The sequence below is a fragment of the Vibrio sp. V08_P9A1T1 genome, from assembly GCF_963874405.1.
Taxonomy (GTDB): Bacteria; Pseudomonadota; Gammaproteobacteria; order Enterobacterales; family Vibrionaceae; genus Vibrio; species Vibrio anguillarum.
In genome coordinates this window covers 1-20492 of record NZ_CAWNIB010000255.1, presented here as the reverse complement: position 1 = coordinate 20492, position 20492 = coordinate 1, and the positions used below count along the sequence as shown (strand labels likewise).

At 45.9% G+C, this 20492-nt stretch carries 9 protein-coding genes, 1 tRNA gene and 1 pseudogene; 7 read left to right on the top strand and 4 right to left on the bottom strand.

Translation table 11 applies throughout. The annotated features are described in order from the left end of the window. The 5 genes and pseudogenes from vabH to AACT21_RS11310 form a co-directional block, all read left to right on the top strand. Window positions 1-409, top strand: a pseudogene (gene vabH / locus AACT21_RS11330) (vanchrobactin esterase VabH); the annotation flags it as partial. Window positions 410-430: 21 nt separating this feature from the next. After that, complete coding sequence (locus AACT21_RS11325; RefSeq protein WP_013857274.1) at window positions 431-625, top strand: MbtH family protein; 195 nt, start codon at window positions 431-433, stop codon at window positions 623-625. Window positions 626-730: 105 nt separating this feature from the next. Then, window positions 731-9217 (top strand): vanchrobactin non-ribosomal peptide synthetase VabF, encoded by an 8487-nt coding sequence (gene vabF / locus AACT21_RS11320; protein ID WP_094164558.1) that lies wholly within the window; start codon window positions 731-733, stop codon window positions 9215-9217. 102 nt (window positions 9218-9319) lie between these two features. Next, window positions 9320-10633: a vanchrobactin export MFS transporter VabS gene (gene vabS, locus AACT21_RS11315; protein ID WP_094164557.1), complete on the top strand. Its 1314-nt coding sequence runs from the start codon at window positions 9320-9322 to the stop codon at window positions 10631-10633. A 247-nt stretch (window positions 10634-10880) separates the two neighbouring features. Next, window positions 10881-11804: an isochorismatase family protein gene (locus AACT21_RS11310; RefSeq protein ID WP_176430242.1), complete on the top strand. Its 924-nt coding sequence runs from the start codon at window positions 10881-10883 to the stop codon at window positions 11802-11804. A gap of 111 nt (window positions 11805-11915) precedes the next feature. Here AACT21_RS11310 and vabE read toward each other — a convergent pair whose 3' ends face one another. Then, window positions 11916-13547: a 2,3-dihydroxybenzoate-AMP ligase VabE gene (gene vabE / locus AACT21_RS11305; protein WP_094164555.1), complete on the bottom strand. Its 1632-nt coding sequence runs from the start codon at window positions 13545-13547 to the stop codon at window positions 11916-11918. Window positions 13548-13550: 3 nt separating this feature from the next. Beyond that, window positions 13551-14738 carry an isochorismate synthase gene (locus tag AACT21_RS11300; RefSeq protein ID WP_013857268.1) on the bottom strand — a complete coding sequence of 396 codons (1188 nt, stop codon included), beginning with the start codon at window positions 14736-14738 and terminating at the stop codon, window positions 13551-13553. 176 nt (window positions 14739-14914) lie between these two features. Here AACT21_RS11300 and AACT21_RS11295 point away from each other — a divergent pair, with 176 nt between their 5' ends. Next, on the top strand, window positions 14915-15691 hold the full coding sequence (locus tag AACT21_RS11295) for a 2,3-dihydro-2,3-dihydroxybenzoate dehydrogenase (protein ID WP_017048410.1): 777 nt from the start codon (window positions 14915-14917) through the stop codon (window positions 15689-15691). A gap of 59 nt (window positions 15692-15750) precedes the next feature. Here AACT21_RS11295 and AACT21_RS11290 read toward each other — a convergent pair whose 3' ends face one another. Next, window positions 15751-16824: a 3-deoxy-7-phosphoheptulonate synthase gene (locus tag AACT21_RS11290; protein WP_094164554.1), complete on the bottom strand. Its 1074-nt coding sequence runs from the start codon at window positions 16822-16824 to the stop codon at window positions 15751-15753. Window positions 16825-17407: 583 nt separating this feature from the next. Here AACT21_RS11290 and AACT21_RS11285 point away from each other — a divergent pair. Further along, window positions 17408-19693, top strand: a complete 2286-nt coding sequence (locus AACT21_RS11285; protein ID WP_094164553.1) for a glycoside hydrolase family 9 protein — start codon at window positions 17408-17410, stop codon at window positions 19691-19693. A 156-nt stretch (window positions 19694-19849) separates the two neighbouring features. On the opposite strand, the gene AACT21_RS11280 is transcribed toward AACT21_RS11285, so the two are convergent. Further along, window positions 19850-19925, bottom strand: a tRNA-Asn gene (locus AACT21_RS11280). Between the last annotated feature and the right edge of the window lie 567 nt (window positions 19926-20492).

The following is a 20492-nucleotide window of genomic DNA, read 5'->3' as shown; positions in this document are numbered from 1 at the left end:
AACGGTGATCGTAGGCCAGAGTTTAGGAGGCTTAGCGGCAATGTACGCGGCATTACACTGGCCGCAGCGATTCGGTTCTGTGGTTTGTCAATCGGGTTCATTTTGGTGGCCCGATTTCTCGATCGTTAAACCCCCCAGTGAATATTGTCCACCGAAAAGCGACTCGCGATTAAGCAAAATGAGCCAAGAGGTACATCAAGGTTTAGGTGCCAATTCACGTCTTGCGCTTTTCCTCGAAGTGGGCAGTGGCGAAGACATCATGATCGATTTAAGTCGAGATCTATACCAACAGTTGGCTTCACAACAGCATCGGATTCAATTTCGTCTGTTTGACGGCGGTCATGATCGACTCTGTTGGCGCGGCGGGATCATCGATGGCTTGTCATATGTTTTAGAACCTTATCTTTAATTTTCAGCGGTAGAGAGAAATATGTCAGAAAAATACACCAACCCTTTTGATGAATCTAAGCATCAATTTTTAGTGCTGATCAATTCGCATAATCAATACAGTTTATGGCCAGAATTCAAAGCCATTCCCGCTGGTTGGCAAGCCATCCTTGGACCGAGGTCAAAACAAGAGTGTTGCAACTACATCGAAGCTCAGTGGTTAGATATTCGAGCTTAAACCAAACGAGTTTTGACTCCTGCAATAGCGGCGCTGTTCATTCATGCTTGTTAAGCGGGGTAACAAAAAGGGACATAGGCAATGACTTTTGTTAGGAATAAAGAGATGCACAACTCATCAGTGCAAGAGGATCAGTGGCCTCTTATCGGCACACAGCAAGGTATTTGGTTTGCCGAGCAGATGATGCCCAATCCAGAGCAATTTAATGTTGCCCACTACGTGGTGATTCAAGGTCAAATCGATATTGAGTTATTTTCAAACGCGGTAGCCATCGGCTTGCAAGGCGTTGATTCCCTTCACTGCCATTATTTAGAGAGCGATGGCAGCGTGAGGCAGCAGTTTTATCCAGCGGATGAAGAAGGGCAGTGGCTTGAAATCCTCGACTTTTCACAAGCCGCCTTACCAGAAGAGTCGGCTCGGGAGTGGATGAAGCACGATCTTGCGCAGCGGTTGGACATTTCATCAAGAAAGAGGCGTTTCCGACACTGTTTAATTGATGTTGGTTCAAGCAATGCACCGCAATGGTTTTGGTATCAACGTTACCATCATATTGACGTGGATGGGTTCAGCGTGAATGCCATCAGTCAATACATCTGCCAACTTTATAACCATTGGCGGATTGGCGCTGCGAAACCTCAAGAGTTCAGCGCTTTTAGTGATGTAATTCAAGAATATCAGCAATTTTTAGACTCGGCCGCGCGCCAGCAGGCGTACGACTTTTGGCAAACGCAAGCGGCTCATTTACCCAATGTTATTTCGCTCACCACAGGTAGCGCAGCCAATACATCATCGAGCACGATCACTCACACCGTGCCATTAATCGGTGGAGAGTGGTTAACTTGCTATAGTCCACAGTTGTTACCCGCCGAGCTTGCGATGGCGATGGTATTTGCTTATCTCCATTTACATTCTGGGCAAGAGCAAGTGTGTGTTGGTGTCCCCTTTATGCGCCGAATGGGCAATGCCGCCACTTGTGCCGCTGGTGCGGTAGTGAATGTACTGCCGGTGGCGCTGTCACTTCATCCACAAATGAGCATTATTGATGTGGCGCGAGAGATGAATAAAACCATCCGCCAAGTTCGTCGCCACCAGATGTATGACGCTGAGCAGATCCAGCGTGATTTGGGATTAGTAGGCCAGCCGCTCTATGGCCCGATACTCAACTTTAAACCCTTTGAAGCTGCACTGAGTTTATCTGGCGTAGTGACTGAGACACATATCCTCTCGGCAGGTCCGATTGATGAGATTGAATTTTCGCCAGTGCTCGATGGTCAAACATTGAGTGTTAATATCACGGCCAACAGCACCAAATATAGCCAAGAGTCATTAGAACTTCATGCCGCTCGTTTCGTTGCGATGGTAGAGCAGATTGCCAACCATCCAACACAGCCACTTGATTTGGTAGAGTTAATCCCGCCGAGCGAGAAGCAGCAGATTGCTTTGTGGTCGGTGGGGCCACAACATGAACATGGAACAGAGCAAACCGTGCTGGATGTATGGCAGCAGACTGTTGAGAGCAAGCCAAACGAAGATGCCTTGGTGTTTAAACAGCAGCGTTGGACATTTGATGCCTTCAATCACCTTATTGAAACTCGAGCGGATCAACTGATTACCGCGGGCTTGCGCCAAGGCGATATTGCAGGTGTCGCGTTACGACGTGGGCCTGAAAGCGTCGTGACTATGCTAGCTATTTTGCGAGCGGGTGCGATTTACCTGCCTATCGATCTTGATTATCCCATAGAACGTATTGAATCGATTGTTGAACAAGCACGTCCTTGGTGCTTAGTTGTGGAGGAGGATGAGCAAAACATGGCTTATTCATCGATAAGCTACGTCCCTAGGTTTATTGCTCTTTCTGAATTGGCTCGCATTCACACAGCGCCACAACCCAAACCGACGATCAGTCACAGCGACGTGGCTTATATCATCTTTACTTCAGGTTCGACTGGTCACCCGAAAGGGGTCATGAACACACATGGAGCGCTGTTGAATTTACTGCGCTCTCATCAAGGTTCGATTTTTTCTGCGGCTATCAGAAAACTGGCGACACGTCGTCAGTTACCAGAACAAGCTATTACTGTTCGTGCAGCGCATACGACGTCATTCTCCTTCGATGCTTCTTGGGAGCAAGTACTCTGGATGTTGTCTGGCCATACTATGTATTTGTATGACGATGAACAACGGAAAGACGCCTACGAACTGGTTCAGTGTGTTGCTGAAGATAATATCGATGCTCTTGATTTACCGCCTTTACTGTTTGATCAAATGCTCGATAGTGGATTAATGACGAGTGCTCACGTGCCGACGTTAGTTTTGATTGGTAGTGAAGCCATACCACAAAAGCTTTGGTCACGTGTGAGTGAGTTTCCCGAACTGCTGGTGGAAAACTTTTATGGACCAACAGAATTTACGGTTGATGCGATCAGCGCTTCGCTTGATGCAGATGCATCGCCTGTCATTGGTCGACCAATTGCCGGTGCTTGTGTTTACGTGCTTGATGAAAACTTAGAGCCTGTCGCTATTGGTGAGGTGGGTGAGCTTTATTTATCGGGTGCGGGGTTAGCAAAGGGCTACCTCAACCAGCCAAGTATGACAGCAGAACGTTTTGTGGCGAACCCCTTTGCGTATGGCAAGATAATGTACCGCACTGGTGATTTGGTGAAGTGGCGAGACAATGGGTTACTGGATTTTGTTGGCCGGTGTGATCACCAAATCAAAATTCGCGGTTTTCGTATTGAATTGGGCGATGTAGAAAGTGCTATTAATGCGATTGATGGTGTTAATACGACGGTAGTCGTAGCAGAGCCTGTTGGCGATACTCATCGTTTATTGGCTTACTGTACTTTAGAGAAAGGGACTCAGGGTGAGTCAGTTCAACCCGCGTTCACAGAGCAAAGACTGCAAAGTCTTATCGCACAGGCGCTGCCTGACTATATGCAGCCAACCAATGTGATGATCTTGGATGCTTTCTCTTTGAATGTGAATGGGAAAATCGATAGAAAAGCGCTCCCTAAGTACTCGGCAGGCACGCGTAGCGAACGCGTGGCCCCAATAACCCAACCAGAGCAGCTGTTATGTGATGCGATCACCGAGCTACTCGGTGTCAGTGACGTAGGAATGTCAGATGACTTCTTTAACCTAGGCGGGGACAGTATTTCGGCAATGAGCCTTGGGACGCGATTGCGAACGGCGGGCTATGATCTACGACCCAAAGCTATTTTTGCAGCCCGTCAACTGGGTATGATGGCGGGCCAAATGGTGCCACTACAGCAACAACAGCGCGAGAAACAAGAAGGCATTATTCGGCCTCTGCCTATGTGGCAATGGTTTGAGGAGACATTTTCTAATACAACCAGTTATGTGCAAAGTGTGCTTGTTGAGGTGGAAAGCGAAACCCAATTAGCGCACTTGCAAGCCAGTTTAGTGCAACTGGTCGCCAACCATTCCGTGTGTCGCTTGGTCCAAAAAGAGCAGCAATACCATATTGAGGCGCTGCAAAATATTGATGTAAAAAACTGGGTTGAATCGGTTTCGCTTGAGAGGCTAGATGGCAACGTGTTGGACAGTCTGTTTAGCCAGCGCAGTCAGTCGATGTCAATATCATCGGGTCAGTTATTACGCTTGGTGATGATAACGGAGCGCAGTGGGCGTAAAAGTCTCATGATCCTTGCTCACCATTTCCTTATCGATGGTGTCTCTTGGCGAATATTGCTTCCGCAGTTGCAGGCATTAACTCAAGCGCAAGTCACAGGTGAAGTGGCGGTGATTTCTGAGGAGGTTACCGGTATCCATTGTTGGTCAAAAGCGCTGTATCAACATTTATCGGTCGCTGCTGCGCAAATGCCATTTTGGCGAGCGCAGGCACAGCGTGCTGTTGCTCCCATCAAGGATCCTGTCGATAAAATACGCATGACGCATTGGCGTACGCCACTCTCTCATGCCGTTACGCAGCCGTTATTGGAATTACCCACACACCAGACGAATCTCGATATTGAAGAGATGCTATTAGCCGCGGTCACGGGGGCGATCGCAGGACTTTATGGGTGTGAAGAGATTAAAGTGAACGTCGAATCTCATGGCCGTGAAGAGTGTAAAGAGGAGATCGATCTCAACCAAACTCTAGGGTGGTTTACCACCGAATATCCGTTGATCATTAACGTGCCAAAGCAGGGTGATTACCGCGAGCGGTTACGTGAAGTGAAGCAAAGTAAGCGCAGTGTGAAAGATAAAGGGCTAGGTTATATGGTGCTGCGCTATCTTGATAATCCGTATCGAGATGAATTACGCACATTAGCGAATACACGCCAACCGTCATTGCTGTTTAATTACCTTGGCCGTTTCCAAAGCAGCGATGGTCAGTGGTCACCACAGCAATATAGTGGGCAGTTTGCCGATACATTTGCCGTCACCTTAAACAGTGAACGGGCTTTGCAGCATCCCTTAGAGCTAAATATTTTCGTCGAAGAATCGGCAACGCCGCGATTGGTGCTCAACTGGTCTTGGAATGCTCATCTGTTCAGCCAACAGGAAATGGTGTCGCTGAGCCAACAGATTGAAAGTGAGCTGCTGAAAATACAGCAAGCGCTACAAGTTGGCGATAGTGCTGAGTTGGACCTCTCTGTACCTGCTGACTATACCGAGCCGGGAATCACACTGCGACAAGCGAGCCTATTGCAACACCACTATGGCAAGTTAGCGGATGTACTGCCAGCATTGCCTTTACAAGAAGGATTACTGTTCCAATCTCAATTAGGGGATAAAAATAGCAGTTATAACTCCACCACGCGTCTTACTTTCCAAGGTCAACTGTCTGAACATCGCGTGAGCGAAGCGCTTAATGCGGTGATTAGGCGTCATCCGCAGTTGCTCGCTCGATTTGATAGTTCGATATTAGGGCGCACTGTACAGGTGATGACGCAGGTTAATCCAAGTTGGCCACTGACACGTTATGACATAACAAACATGAGTGGTGATGAGCAAAGCGCGTTGATTGATCAGTTAGAGAAGCAAGAGCTAAGCCGCCAGTTTGACCTTAACGATCCTACCCACAGCCTGTTGCAGGCCCAGTTGATTTTTCATGGTGATCAGCAAAGCACACTGCTCCTTTCAGCACATCATCTGGTAGTCGATGGCTGGTCAACGCCGATTTTATTGAATGATTTTCTTAGTGCATACGCCCAAGGGGTCTCGAACTTACCTCCTGTAACCGTCGGCTATGCTCATGTTGTGAGCCAGCTAACGCAGCGTGATAAAACCGTTGCGACCGAGCTTTGGCGCAAAGTATTAGCTGATGTCCAGCCGAGTATGGCTTTTGATGATATTCCGCTTAGCGAGGAAGTTAACGAGCATCAGTTATGGCTATCAAAGCATAAAACGGATCAGTTAAATCAGTGTTTACGACATCATGGCTTAACCATGAGCACCTTAATGCAAGGCCTTTGGGCGAGTATTCTCGCCAGCATGACAGGCCGTGAAGAGGTGGTTTTTGGTACGCCAATCTCTGGTCGGTTCGGTCGTATTGCCGGTATTGATGAACAGATAGGGTTATTCAGTAATACCGTGCCTGTCCGTGTGACACTGCAACCTCACCTTAGTTTGAGTGAACAATTAAAAGCGCACCAAGCGATCCAGATCCAATTACTGGAGCACGATGAACTTGGCTTGGGTGAGATCCAGCAACTGGTGGGCGGAAAAACACTCTTTGATACTTTGCTGGTGGTCGAAAACTATCCAGATCATAGCCGTTGGTACCAGCAAGATTTTAGCGGCGCGAAATTAATGGCTATCCACAATCGTGGCTATACCCATTATCCATTAACCATTCTCGTCTTACCGGGAGAGCAACTGCATATCCTGTTTGAATATCGAGACCGAGTCGGCGTAGCAAAACAGATCGTACAACGATTTGAGCAAATGCTGGATGAGTTTATGGTGTCGAGTGATAAGCCTTTCGCTGAATGGGATCTGCGGTTAAGTGGCGAAATTGAATTGCAGCAACGCGTCAACCAGACCAAAACCGCCGTTGAACGCACGACACTGCGTGATTTGATGATCACGCAGCAACAACGTTCTCCACATCAGTTGGCTTTAATTGATAGTGAGCACCGTTTTACCTATCAAGCACTGGCTGAGCAGGTGGCCGCTATTGCCGATTTGCTGCTTCAGCAAGGTGTTAAGGCCGGGGATATTGTTGCTGTTGCCTTGCCACGCAGCGCAACCTTGAGCTTGGCGATCTACAGTATTATCGAATGTGGTGCGGCTTATTTACCGTTGGATGTTGGTTATCCGGATGAGCGCTTGGCCTACATGATCAATGATGCTAAGCCTGCGCTGATCATCACTTGCTCTTCATTCACCTCACGTTTTGAAGGTTTAGCGACACTATTGTTGTTGGATAAGTTACCAGCCCCCGTGCGCGCAGAGCGGCAGAACCGCGCAGATGGGCTTACCCCCTCAAATGCGGCCTACTTGCTTTACACTTCAGGTTCAACAGGTAACCCCAAAGGGGTGTTGGTTTCTCATCAAGCGATTGTCAACCGATTGAAGTGGATGCAGCACCAATATCCCTTGAGCTCTGAGGATGTGGTATTGCAAAAAACGCCGTGCAGTTTTGATGTCTCCGTGTGGGAGTTTTTCTGGCCCTTACTGGAAGGGGCGAGCTTAGTGATGGCTCCGGCTGAAGCGCATAAAGACCCTGAATGGTTATTGCAAATAATTGACGATTATCACGTGACCACGATGCACTTTGTACCCTCAATGCTGGCAGCTTTTATGGCCTCAATTGAAGCAACTCACCCAACGGGTTTCACCGTAGCACCAAGCCTCAAGCAAGTATTTTGCTCAGGTGAAGCGCTTGCGAAAGAGCTCTGCCATCAGTACGCACGTAGAATTAATGCACCGCTGCATAACTTGTACGGCCCGACGGAAGCGGCGGTTGACGTGACTTATTATCCAGCTTACGGCGAGGCATTAAACGCAAGCGTTGGCCGTAGTGCACCGATTGGTTTACCGGTATGGAACACCCAAGTTTATGTGCTCGATAGCTTTTTAAGAGCTGTACCAATCGGTGTGCCGGGCGAGCTCTATCTTGCTGGCGAGCAATTAGCCATCGGTTACTTTAATCGCAGTGCGTTAACGGCGGATCGGTTTATCGCCAATCCGTTTATTTGTGGCGAGCGAATGTACCGCACTGGTGATGTCGTACGTTGGTTAGCGTGTGGCTCGATTGAGTATTTAGGACGCAGTGATGATCAGATAAAAATTCGCGGGCAGCGTGTGGAACTGGGTGAAATTGAAAGCGCATTACAGGCACTTCCTGCAGTAAAACAAGCGGTGGTCTGTGCTCAGACGCTCTCTACTCATTCCGGTATGTTGGGCGCTGATGAACGGCAAATTATCGGTTACGTCATCGCGCATGATATGAGCGTAACGAATGGCGAGAAGCTACGCACTGAACTTTCCGAACATTTACCAGCCCATATGGTTCCGGCGGCTATCGTGTTACTGGATCACTATCCGCTTAGCGCCAACGGTAAGCTAGATAAAAAAGCATTACCGCGGCCAAATGACCTCGCAGTACGGGTAGGGCGCAAGGCTCATCCGGGCCTTGAAACACAATTGGTGACGCTATTTTCTCAAGTATTGGCTGTCGAAACACTGTTTGCTGATGATGATTTCTTTACGCTCGGCGGGCATTCACTGCTGGCGATGAAATTAGCGGCAGATATTCGAAGAGCGCTAAACCTACCTGTCACAGTTGGTCAAATCATGGTCAATCCTACGGTGGAGAAACTGGCGAGTTTGTTGCTGGATGACGATGCTTTTAACGACCCTACCTTAGCTGGTTTTGGCGAAGTGCTGCCTATCCGTGCCGGAAGTGGCCCAGCACTTTTTTGTGTCAACTCTGCTTCTGGCTTTGCTTGGCAATACACAGGGCTACCTAAATATCTGACAGGACATTATCCCATTTATGGTTTGCAATCACCTCGGCCCGGCGGAGCGATGGCGACCAGTGAAACGATGGAAGAAGTGTGTGATCGTTTATTACCCGTCTTAAGAGAGATACAGCCATTTGGACCTTACCATCTATTAGGCTATTCATTTGGCGGGATTGTGGCACAAAAATTGGCCGCGAAGCTTCAACAGCAGGGTGAAGAGGTGCACTTTTTAGGGTTATTGGATACCTATCCACCGGAGGGTCAGAACTGGGATGGCCCGATGGATGAAGAAGAGCAGTACGAAATTGAGCGTGAAAAAGAGCAGTTTCTGGCCATCAATGAGCTAACCGACATTGAATTAGATGAGCAACGTTTGGCGATGTTCAATGAGATTACCGCTAACTATGAAGATGCGGTACGTCTACTTGCACAGGCACAAACGTCTGATTATCAAGGTCCGGCCCACCTTTTTGTGGCGCAACGTACGGTGCCAGATGGTTATGATATTGATGCTCATTGGCAATCTTTTGTCGGCCAGTTGATTAAGCATCAGTTTGATTGTTCACATGAAGATATCTTGGCCCCAGAAAATGTACGCCAGATTGGCGAATGTTTAAATACGCTGTTGGAGTCGAAGGCTGCACTGAAAAAATAACAAAAACCACCATCGACGAAACCAGTGCGTATCAAGGCTGGTTTCGTCTTAATCTTCGCGATGTTTTGAAAGCATTACATTCTGGTTTGAATAGATAATAGTATGAATATAAAGAATATATTTTTAGATTTTAGCCTACTAAAAGACAACCCACATTTCCGAATGGTCTTTATGGCCCGCATGATGTCAGTGCTTGCTCTTGGCATGATGACGGTCGCAGTGCCGATACAGATACATCAAATGACCGGTTCGACCTTGCAGGTAGGTCTTATCATGGCATTGGATGGTATCGGGATGTTTGTTGGCCTGTTGCTTGGAGGCGTACTGGCCGATAAGTACGATCGCCGTCGATTGATTTTGTTCGCACGCGCGACCTGTGGCATTGGGTTTGCTGCATTAGCATTCAATAGCATAGTCGCGCAATCCTCCTTAGTGGCTCTCTATATACTCTCGGTGTGGGATGGTTTTTTTGGCGCTATGGGTATGACGGCCTTGATGGCTGCTTTACCGACCATTGTTGGGCGACAAAAATTACCTGAAGCTGCCGCATTGAGCATGCTAACGGTTCGATTAGGTATGGTTCTTTCGCCAGCGATTGGCGGCTTACTGATCACTGTCGGTGATGTCAGTTGGAACTATATTGCGGCTTCTGTTGGAACGCTTTGTACGCTGATCCCACTGTTTAGATTACCTTCGATGAAACCGCAACATCATTCGCCAGAGAATCCATTTCAATCACTGTATGAAGGTGTTCAATTTCTATTTTCAAACAAAGTGGTTGGTTGTGTGGTGCTGTTTGGCACACTCGAAACATTAGCAACCGCGATTAGAGTGATGTTCCCTGCGTTAGCTTTAGTCTCATTTCAGGGTACCGCCGCTAACGCAGGTGTGATGTATTCGGCCATTCCGTTGGGGGCGATGTGTGGCGCATTGACTTCAGGTTGGGTAAAACAGTCGCAAAAGCCAGGAATGGTCTTAATCTACGCGACGTTAGGTTCATTTTTAGCGATTGTGGCTATGGGGCTTGTGAATAATTTTTGGTGGTTTGCTCTCATCTTAGTTGGCTATGGTTATTTGGGTTCGGTCGCTTCTCTGATTCAATATTCGATCGTACAAGGACACACTCCAGATCACCTGTTAGGCCGCGTAAGTAGCTTATGGACGGCGCAAGATGTATCGGGAGACTCGATTGGAGCACTCGGTTTAGGGGCGTTGGGTAAAGTGCTAGCACCAACGATGTCGATCCTCACTTTTGGTTTGGGTGCAACGGGAATTGGTGCGTTGATGGTGATGGCATTTCGCTCATTACGCCAAGCGACTCTGTTTGATCCAGCGCTTATCGTTAGCACAAGCTCAGAACCTAACGTCTCCTCAGATGAGGTCACTTCCCAACCTGCGGCGCAAACGATGAATTAGCTATTCGTTTTGTGGTGGGCTCTTGTTGTGTTGCCGTGAGTCGAGAGCGACATGTTGCACATATAATTGAGAATTAATCTCATTAACAATTGATTTTTATGCGTAGACTGCTTTAGTATTAATGAAATGATAATTGTTACCATTTAGGTGGCAGTTGTCGACGAATACGAGCCTCTTATTTCTGAAGTCGTTATTGGCTTTAAGGCATCACGAACGAGAAAAGCTTCTTTTAACAAGGATTATATTTATGGCGATTCCCAAAATAGCCAGCTACTCCATTCCGTTGGCTGAAACATTTCCGAAAAATAAAGTTCACTGGCATGTCCAAGCGGATAGAGCGGTACTGCTCATTCACGATATGCAAAAGTACTTTATCAACTTTTTTGATCATTCTCAGGCACCCGTTCCTGAGTTATTAGCGAATATTTCAGAGCTGAAATCACTGGCTCGTCAGGCCAATATCCCCGTGGTGTACACAGCTCAACCCCCTAACCAAGACCCAGTAGAGAGAGCGCTACTGACTGATTTTTGGGGAACAGGGCTGACAAAAGATACTGAGATTGTGTCTGAGCTTTCACCTGAAGACGGGGATATCCAATACACCAAATGGCGTTATAGCGCGTTTAAGAAAACGCCGCTGCTGGAGTGGATGAAAGAGACACAGCGTGACCAGTTGATCATTGTGGGTGTCTATGCACATATAGGTATCTTATCTACGGCGTTAGATGCCTTTATGTTGGATATACAGCCTTTTGTGGTCGGTGATGCTGTGGCTGATTTCTCTTTGGAAGATCATCATCATACGTTGAAATACATCACGGAGCGTGTTGGTTGCGTGACTTCGCTTGAGGCATTAAAACCACAAATGATCCACAGTCAAGAAACCAGATTATTGAGCCTTGAACAGATGCGTCAGCAAGTGGCTGAGCTATTGGATCTCGATTTAGATGAAGTGGATGTAGATGAGAAGCTCACTTTTCTTGGCTTAGATTCTATCCGCGCGGTTACCTTATTTGAATCATGGCGCAAGATGGGCATAGAGTGCGCCTTTTCAGAGATGATTAAATATTCAACTTTAAGAGAGTGGTGGCATGTGATGGAGCCTAGTGTTGTTGCTCAGTCGTTACATCAAGTAACGGACACGCGTTCTACTGAAGAGCAACCAGTTTGAGTATACTGGACCACTAGAATAGGGAAAGAGAACGCATCGCCCAGCAAAAGCCGATATCGACGATATCGGCTTTTTCATCTTTAAGTTATTTGAGCGCCTGTGTTGCCATGATTAGTGAGAGTATTGCGTTCTTAACCATTTCTTGTTGACTTTGCCCACGGGGGTTTTAGGTAATTCATCGACGAAATGGATGTGATCAGGGATCTTAAATTCTGCTAATCCTTGAGCGTGTAAAAATCGTTTGAGAGTAATGGGTTTGAGCGTTTTACCGTTATCTGGAACGACAATGGCGCAACTGCGTTCACCAAGAAACTCATCAGCAATAGCAACCAAAGCCACATCATGAACATCCTGATGTTGAAGTAGCAGGTTTTCAACCTCTTCGGCTGCGATTTTTTCACCACCACGATTGATCTGATCTTTCTCTCGTCCCGTGACGATAATATTGCCTTCAGCCGTCCTACGCACTCTGTCACCTGTGATATAGAAGCCTTGGTCGGTGAATGAGCGTTGGTTATGTTCTGGAGCTTGGTAATAACCTCGAATCGTATAAGGGCCTCTGGTCATGAGTAAGCCTTCCTCACCCACCGCAGCGGGCTCACCCTCATCGTTGATTATCATCACTTCATCATCAGTTGAAATTGGGCGTCCTTGAGTAGTAACAATCACGCTGAGTGGGTCATCAAGTCGTGTGTAATTAACCAACCCTTCAGCCATTCCAAACACTTGCTGTAATTGACAGTGAAGAGTCGTCGGTAAGCGCATTGCTGCGGCCTCACTAAACTTCGCTCCGCCGACTTGTACCAGAGTGAGGCTCGCGATGTTTTCTGTAGCGGACTCGGCGTATTTCATCCACAGTAGCGCTAACGGCGGCACTAGTGCTGCAACAGTAATGTGGTGCTTCTCAATTAAACGGAAAGCGGTGTGCGGTGTGGTATCGGAAGCGAGCACGACACAACCGCCAGCGTAAAAGACGCCCAATGCGCCGGGCGAGCTGAGTGGAAAGTTATGCGCAACGGGAAGAACACACAAATACCTCGTTTGTGGACCAAACTGACAAATTTTAATGCTACCAAGTACGCTATAAGCGTAGTCATTGTGCGTACGAGGGATCAATTTGGGAGTGCCAGTTGTTCCGCCGGAAAGCTGGAAAAAAGCCACTTGATCAGCAAAGACTGAATGAGTAACAGGATCGTCTCCCACGCAGTGGTAAAGCGTATCTAATTCCTGAATTTGCTCGTGTGAGGATTGACCGCAAACAATGGTATGCAAGAGAGAAGGGCAACTACTTCGTAGTTTCTGCGCGGTTTGCTGCGCGTCAAAGCCCACGATATCGTCTGAAAAAATATAGGCTTTGGCGTGAGTATGTTGGCAAAAATAGCTCAGCTCTAGATAGCGGTGTGCTGGCAGAGCTAGAACCGGTTTAATGCCTCGCATGGTCAAGGCAAAAAAGCAGAGATAGAATTCAGCACGATTGGCCATTTGTAGTACGACATTATCACCCCGCTGCAAACCTAGGGAGCTCAAGCCAGCCGCAAGGCTTATCATTTTCTGATATAAATTTTGATAGCTGTACTGGCCGAAATCATCAATCAGTGCGATGGCGTCAGGGCTTTTTTTGACGGAATCACTGAAATAATCAAATAAGGTTCTTTGTTGCCAGTAGCCTTGTTCACGATAGCGCTGGCTGAATTGCTCAGGCCAAGGGGTAAAATCGGTCGGGTTAAGATTATTCATGACCACTCCTTAGGCGGTAAGTAATTCATCAATTTCAATACCAGCGGCTTTCAAAATGGTGCTCATTTTTGCCCCTGTTTCATCGAGTTCACTCTGCGGTGAGGATTCATTCACTATGCCAGCTCCAGCGAACACGCTCATCTCGTTTTGGCTCACTTCAGCGCAGCGTATCGTGACAACCCACTCGCCATTTCCCCGAGCGTCGCACCAACCGATCATGCCAGTGAAGTAGCCGCGGTCGAAAGTTTCGATCTGCTTAATCGCTTGGTAAGCCGATAATCTTGGATAACCACACACTGCGGGTGTTGGGTGTAACTCTGCTGCAATGCGTAGCGAGTTAATCATCGGATCATCGGCTTGTCCTTCAAGCACTGTTGATAAATGCAGCATCGTTTCGGTTTCAATCACTGATGGAACCATAGGGGTAAATAAGTTATGGCAGTAGCGGCTGAGTACTTTCTCGACTTCCTCGACGACGAAGGCATGTTCATTCAGATCTTTTTGCGTATCAAGTAATGAAGCGGAGCGCTGTTGGTTTTGCACCGCGTTGTTTGATTTAGGCCGCGAGCCCGCTAGGGGGTTAGAAACGATAAACCCGCCTTTCTTCGCCAACAACAACTCGGGACTGGCTCCCATTAACTTGGCGTTAGGGCCAATTTCAGTAGAAAAAGTGTAGCCATTGCGATTGATGGACAACAGATTACGCAATAAACGAGTTTGATCGATGTGTTGCGGAGTCGAGAGTTTCACTAAACGTGATAGCACCACTTTTGATAGTTCGGTGGTATTAAACAGCTCAAGTAAGGTTGTGACTCCTTGTTTGTAGTCGTTGCCTGTTGGCGGTGAAACAATGGTCGCTTTGTGGCTCTGCTGCCCTTCTTTTTCACTGGCACGTGGGCTACCAGAAACATAAAGCTTTTCTGGAATAAAGAAACGCGTCGCCGTCTCTTCATTAAAAGGAATCGTCGCAAATAAAATAGGATTGTCGTACTCATCTGTTTTTGCTGCTTCTAGCATCTTTGTTGCTTGATCCGCCAGCTTACAGAATGGGATCGCTTGATTGAACTGATGAGCAATTCCCACGCCAAGCATGGTGTTGTGAGGCGAAGCAAAAAAGAAGGGAGATTCTTTTAAGTGCTCATCCAATAGCTGATTAGCCATTTTTGAAAACCCAATAACTTCACGTTTCATCACCAAAACTCCATTAATAACGTGTTACGCCTAATTGCTTATTATTTTACAAACCACTAAAGTACGCAGATTATATATGATAATAATTATCAATAACAAATGATAATTAATGTTATTAACTAAGGCTGAGATTCAGTTATGGCTATGGTTTAGTGTGGATTTAACGGAGTAAAGTTAGGAAAATGATGAAATTAGACGAAACGGTTTTATTGACTGGAGCCGGGCAGGGGATTGGTTATGCCGTATTGGAATCTTTATTGGCGAGCGGTTATCGAGTTGTAGCGACGGATAGAAATCACCACCAATTAACTCAGCAATTAGCGAGTTTGAACGCGTGCTATACCGAGCAGCTTCATTGCTATGAGCTTGATTTACAGCATCATGACGACGTCAAAAAAAGGGTACAAGAACTGAATGAGCGCTATCAGTTTGCTCATTTCATCAGTTGCGCGGGCATATTGCACCTTGGTTCAATAACCGAATTATCGATGTCAGAGATCAAAGCGATGTTTGATGTCAATACGTTTGGCACCTTAGCCGCTTTGCAAGGGGTAGCGATAGGAATGAAAGCGCGCCAGCGTGGCAATGTTATTGTGATTGGCTCTAATTCAGCGAATACGCCTCGGCTCAATATTGGAGCATATGCGGCATCTAAATCGGCTTTGCATATGTTGGTCAAGTGCGCAGCTCTTGAGCTTGCAAACGATGGAATTCGATGCAATATCGTTAGCCCAGGCTCAACACGCACCGAAATGCAAACGCAGTTATGGAACAGCGAATATGGTGAAAGAGAAGTGATAAAAGGTAATCTTGAACAGTACCGTTTGGGGATACCCCTTGGCAAAATGGCGGAGCCCGAAGACATTGCTGGGGTTGTTATGTTTTTGATGTCGAATGCAGCAAGTCAAATCACCATGCATGATTTGAGAGTGGATGGCGGCGCTACGCTCGATAATTAGGTGAAGGCCACTGACGATAGGCAAGGTGAAGCAAACGGGAGCTTCACCTTAGTGGTCGTTTACACTGGAGCGTGACAATATTGCTGCTGTTGAAGTGTTGCAACCGCATCATCGAGCGTATTTAAAAAGCACATTGTATCCTCCCAACTTAAGCACTCATCAGTGATGGATTGGCCGTAGCAGAGCGGACCTTTATTCAAAGCTTGGTTACCGCCTTGCAAAAAGCTTTCGCACATTACCCCCGCAATGCGGCGCTCTCCAGACAGCAGTTGCTGGGCAATGTTATTTATTACATCCAATTGATTCTTAGCGATTTTTCCGCTATTGCCGTGGCTGCAGTCAATTACTAGCCTACTGCTGAGCTGGCTATGGTGTAATTGATAAGCCGCACTTTTAACACTGTGACTTGCATAGTTTGGCGTGACACCACCACGTAAAATGATATGGCAATATGGATTACCTTGAGTTTGCACCGCAACCGGTTGTCCATTCTCACCCGCCATAATCAACAGATGTGAATCGTTAGCGGCATGAATCGCATCGATTGCAATGGTCGTATTGCCGTCAGTACCATTTTTAAAACCAATAGGGCAGTGCAATGCCGAAGCGAGTTGGCGATGCGGTTGTGATTCAGTGGTTCTTGCGCCAACCGCACCCCAACAAATAAGGTCCGCGATATACGGTGCGATATGCGTATCTAAAAACTCAGTTGCTGTTGGTACACCCAGCGCTAAGACTGACTTGAGTAATTCACGGCTAGAGCTGAGCCCTTTGAGTAGGTTAAATTGACCGTTGAGATCAGGGTCAACCATGTATCCTTTCCAGCCTGTCCGCGTTCTCGGTTTTTCAAAATAAGTTCTCATCACCAACTTGAGAGTGCTGCTGAACTGTTTTTGTGCCTTTGCGAGTCGTTGTGCATAGTCAATTGCAGCCTCAGGGTCGTGGATTGAACATGGCCCAATAATCACCAACATCCTTGAGTCACGACCCGACAAGATATTTTGAATGTCTTGGCGGTGTTGGTGAACGGCCATTGATCGTTGATTATCAGTTTCTGATGATTGGTCTAGAAGGTAGAGATTAGGTAAAGGAGTGATTGATGAAGCGTTCATCACATTATGTAGAGATTTCATGGGCACTATCCGCATAAACATTACGACGTAATGATAATTATTATCATTAATTATTTTCGATAGTGTGAAACATTTGTACAATTGTCAATATGTAAACAGATTTAAATCAAAATGGGGGAACGCGTTTAAAATGAGCTGTTAGTAGTGATCAATCACTATTACGTTTGTGATGATTGTGCTTTTTGGTCTCCTGCCGCAGATCAATACATTAATGCCCACGGTGATTGGTGAGTGTTTGGGGTTACCAATAGAAGATTTTTACCATGGTCGTTTAGTTCAAGAGTACAAGCTGCTCTCATGCTCATATCAAAGGTCTAGATAGTTAGCCAGGCTCAAGAGCATGTTGTAAAGGCTATAAAGTTAGTTTACCCCGATTGATATAATTGTTCGCTAGAGCACAAGTCAATTTATCGATGAGATTTCCTTGAAACAGATTCATCACCTTAGAGGTAAGTGCTAGCAGTATCACGAAGAGAGAAATAGGCGTTTTTAGAACGGTTCTTTTGTGCTCAGACATCTACTTATTAGCCATGAAAATCGCTTAATTTCAATGGTGTTGTAATTTATATGTCTAGGAGAAAATATGTACAAATTCAAACTCTCACTGGTAACCATACTCATTCTTTCATCGTGTTCTGCTTATGCAAATGAGCAAATTAAGAACGGCAAATTTAACGGGAATATAGATGGTTGGTGGAATGCTGGTGCAGATGTAAAAATCAAAAATGGCGAAGCATGTCTTGAGATTAGAAGTCCAGGAGAGAACCCTTGGAATGTGATTTTAGGACAGGGCGGGATTGGGTTGGCAAACAAAGCAGATTATGAAGTTTCATTTGATGCTTATGCAACCGTTGATACTCAAATGAGAACGCTTATTCAGCATGAAGGTCCTCCTTATACCAACTATTTTGTGGATGATACAAAAGTCTCACTGAAGAAGAAGAGCTATAAGTTTAAGTTCAGCCATGATGTTGAAAGCGATGCTAAAACTGAGTTCCAGTTTCAAATGGGCGCCCAGAAAAAGGGAACCGTATGCGTTAGCAATGTTTCAGTCGTCGGTGAGAAATACATTGAAGAGCTGAAGATAAATTCTGTTCGTGCTAACCAAGTCGGTTACCTTCCTCAAGCAGATAAGTTTGTGTTTGTCGCGAATGAATCTAAAGAGCCATTAAAGTGGGTGCTAACAAACAACAGCAATATCAATGTCGATTTAGGTAAAACGGAAGCCTTTGGTCTTAATAAGGCATCAGGCGAGTTTATTCACCGTATTGACCTATCGAACTACAGATCAGATATGAGTGGCTTGAAAGTAAAAGTCGGTGAAGACGAGAGCTTGCCATTTAGCATTAGCAAAGATATTTACAATCAGTTGAAGTACGATGCATTGTCTTACTTCTACCAAAACCGTAGTGGTATTGAGATTGATAAGGCTCTGGTACAGCGTGACGATCTAGCGCGTCCCGGCGGTCATATAAGCGATGTGGTTACCTGTTTTAATAAGACGGACAGCTGGGGTAATAAGTGGCCAGGTTGTGATTTTTCTGTCGATGTAACCGGCGGTTGGTATGACGCTGGCGACCATGGTAAGTATACGGTTAACAGCGGTATCTCGACTTGGACTCTTTTGAACCTGTTTGAAAGAGGTAAATGGCTAGATAACGCACCAATTCCTTTTGCAGAAGGGAAAGTGAAAATTCCAGAAGCTGGAAATGGCGTTAATCCTTTGTTGTCAGAGGCTCGTTGGAATATCGAATTTATATTGGCAATGCAGATCTATAGTGACCAACCTGTAGCGGTTCCTGTTGGTGACCAGTCTGAAGACAAAACACTTAAACTGACTAAGATTGACGCAAAAGGGATGGCTTTCCATAAAGTTGCTGATGAAGCTTGGACAGGTATGCCACTGCCACCTCATATGGACACCCAGAAGCGATATGTGGGTTATCCAACCACTGCGGCTACGTTGAACTTGTCAGCAATTGGTGCTCAATGTGCGCGAATTTGGAAAGAGATTGATCCTGCGTTCTCAAAAAACTGTTTGAATGCGGCGCAAGAGGCTTGGGAAGCCGCGAGCAAAAATCCTAATATTCTTGCCTATGATAACTTCACAGGGTCGGGCCCATATGATGATAAAGAGCTTTCAGACGAGTTCTACTGGGCTGCAAGTGAACTGTATATCACCACAGGTGACAGCAAGTACCTTAAAGCACTGAAAGCTTCTCCTCATTATCTAGAGACACCAAAAGGCAACATTGAAGCTGATGGTGAAATGTTCTGGGGGTATACAGCGCCTCTAGCAACAATAAGCTTGGCTGTTGTGCCTAATGGATTGGGTGAGGATCAAATTAAAGCTGCAAGGAAAAACTTAATCGCAACCTCTGATAACTTTGTGGGCCAGATTAATAACGAGGGTTATCATATTCCTTACACGGTAGAAGAGTATCCATGGGGATCGAACTCGAGTTTTGTAAATAGAGCTATCTTCTTAATCTATGCGAATGACTTCACCGGCGATATTAAGTATATAAAAGCGGCTGCAAATGCGATGGATTACTTACTAGGCGCGAACCCAATGAACCTGTCTTATATTACAGGTTACGGCACCAATGCGGCTAAAAGTCCACATCACCGTTTTTGGGCACATGCTGCGGATGAAAAGTCACCAGCTCCAGCACCTGGCGCACTAGTGGGTGGACCCAACTCCGTGAGTTACAGTGATCCAGTCGCTGCGACATTGAAGGGGCAGTGTGTTGGCCAAACCTGTTATAGAGATAACATTAATGCATGGTCGTTTAATGAGATCACGATTAATTGGAATGCTCCTCTCGTTTGGGTTTCTTCTGCTTTGGATGAAGGGCAATTATATTGATTAACGGGTCACTTTTTTGGTTTGGGGAAAATATTTATGTACCTAAACTTCTAAGCCAGTACGAGTCAGGAAAAGACGTTAAGAGAATGCAATTCCTTGAAATAGCTAGATTTAGATACAAAAAAAGACGTCCTAGGACGTCTTTTTTCTTGAATTTGGCTCCCCCTGCAAGACTTGAACTTGCGACATACGGATTAACAGTCCGCCGTTCTACCGACTGAACTAAGGGGGAATTGCTTTGAGCGGTGCGAATGGTAGCGAGTGGGGTGTTCAGTGTCAACCTTTCCAGCCGAAGAAAAAGTAAAAATATTTCCCTGAAAATACTTTACTTTTCTGTACCCCTTATCGGCATTAGGCTAGGTTTAGTTATCCACCAAAATTGTGGATAAGTGTGTTGACGAATCCTGAGCAATTCGTTTCATCAATGAATGTTGAGTTATTACTCTACTCATTTGTTGAGTTTATTTTTTATATAACACTATGTTTTTTATTTTATTTTTTGATTTATCAACTGAAATTATCAATAAGAAATGAAAATGAATGGCGATGAGAAAAAGGGAGTCATTTTGAAATTTTGGGGAAAACAAGTGGATTATTTTTGAAAGTTAGGAGTGGTTTTTTACGAATCAGGCCGAAGATGGTAGCAAACGTATGGAGAAGAAACTAGCATTTTTTCAAAACAGGGGTGATTTACGACGCAACTATTTTGAACAATTACTTGCAACAAAACATGGCTAACAGCGAGAATGCCTATTCAGTTATAGAGGACAACGTCATTATGAGCAAACCGTTTGAATTT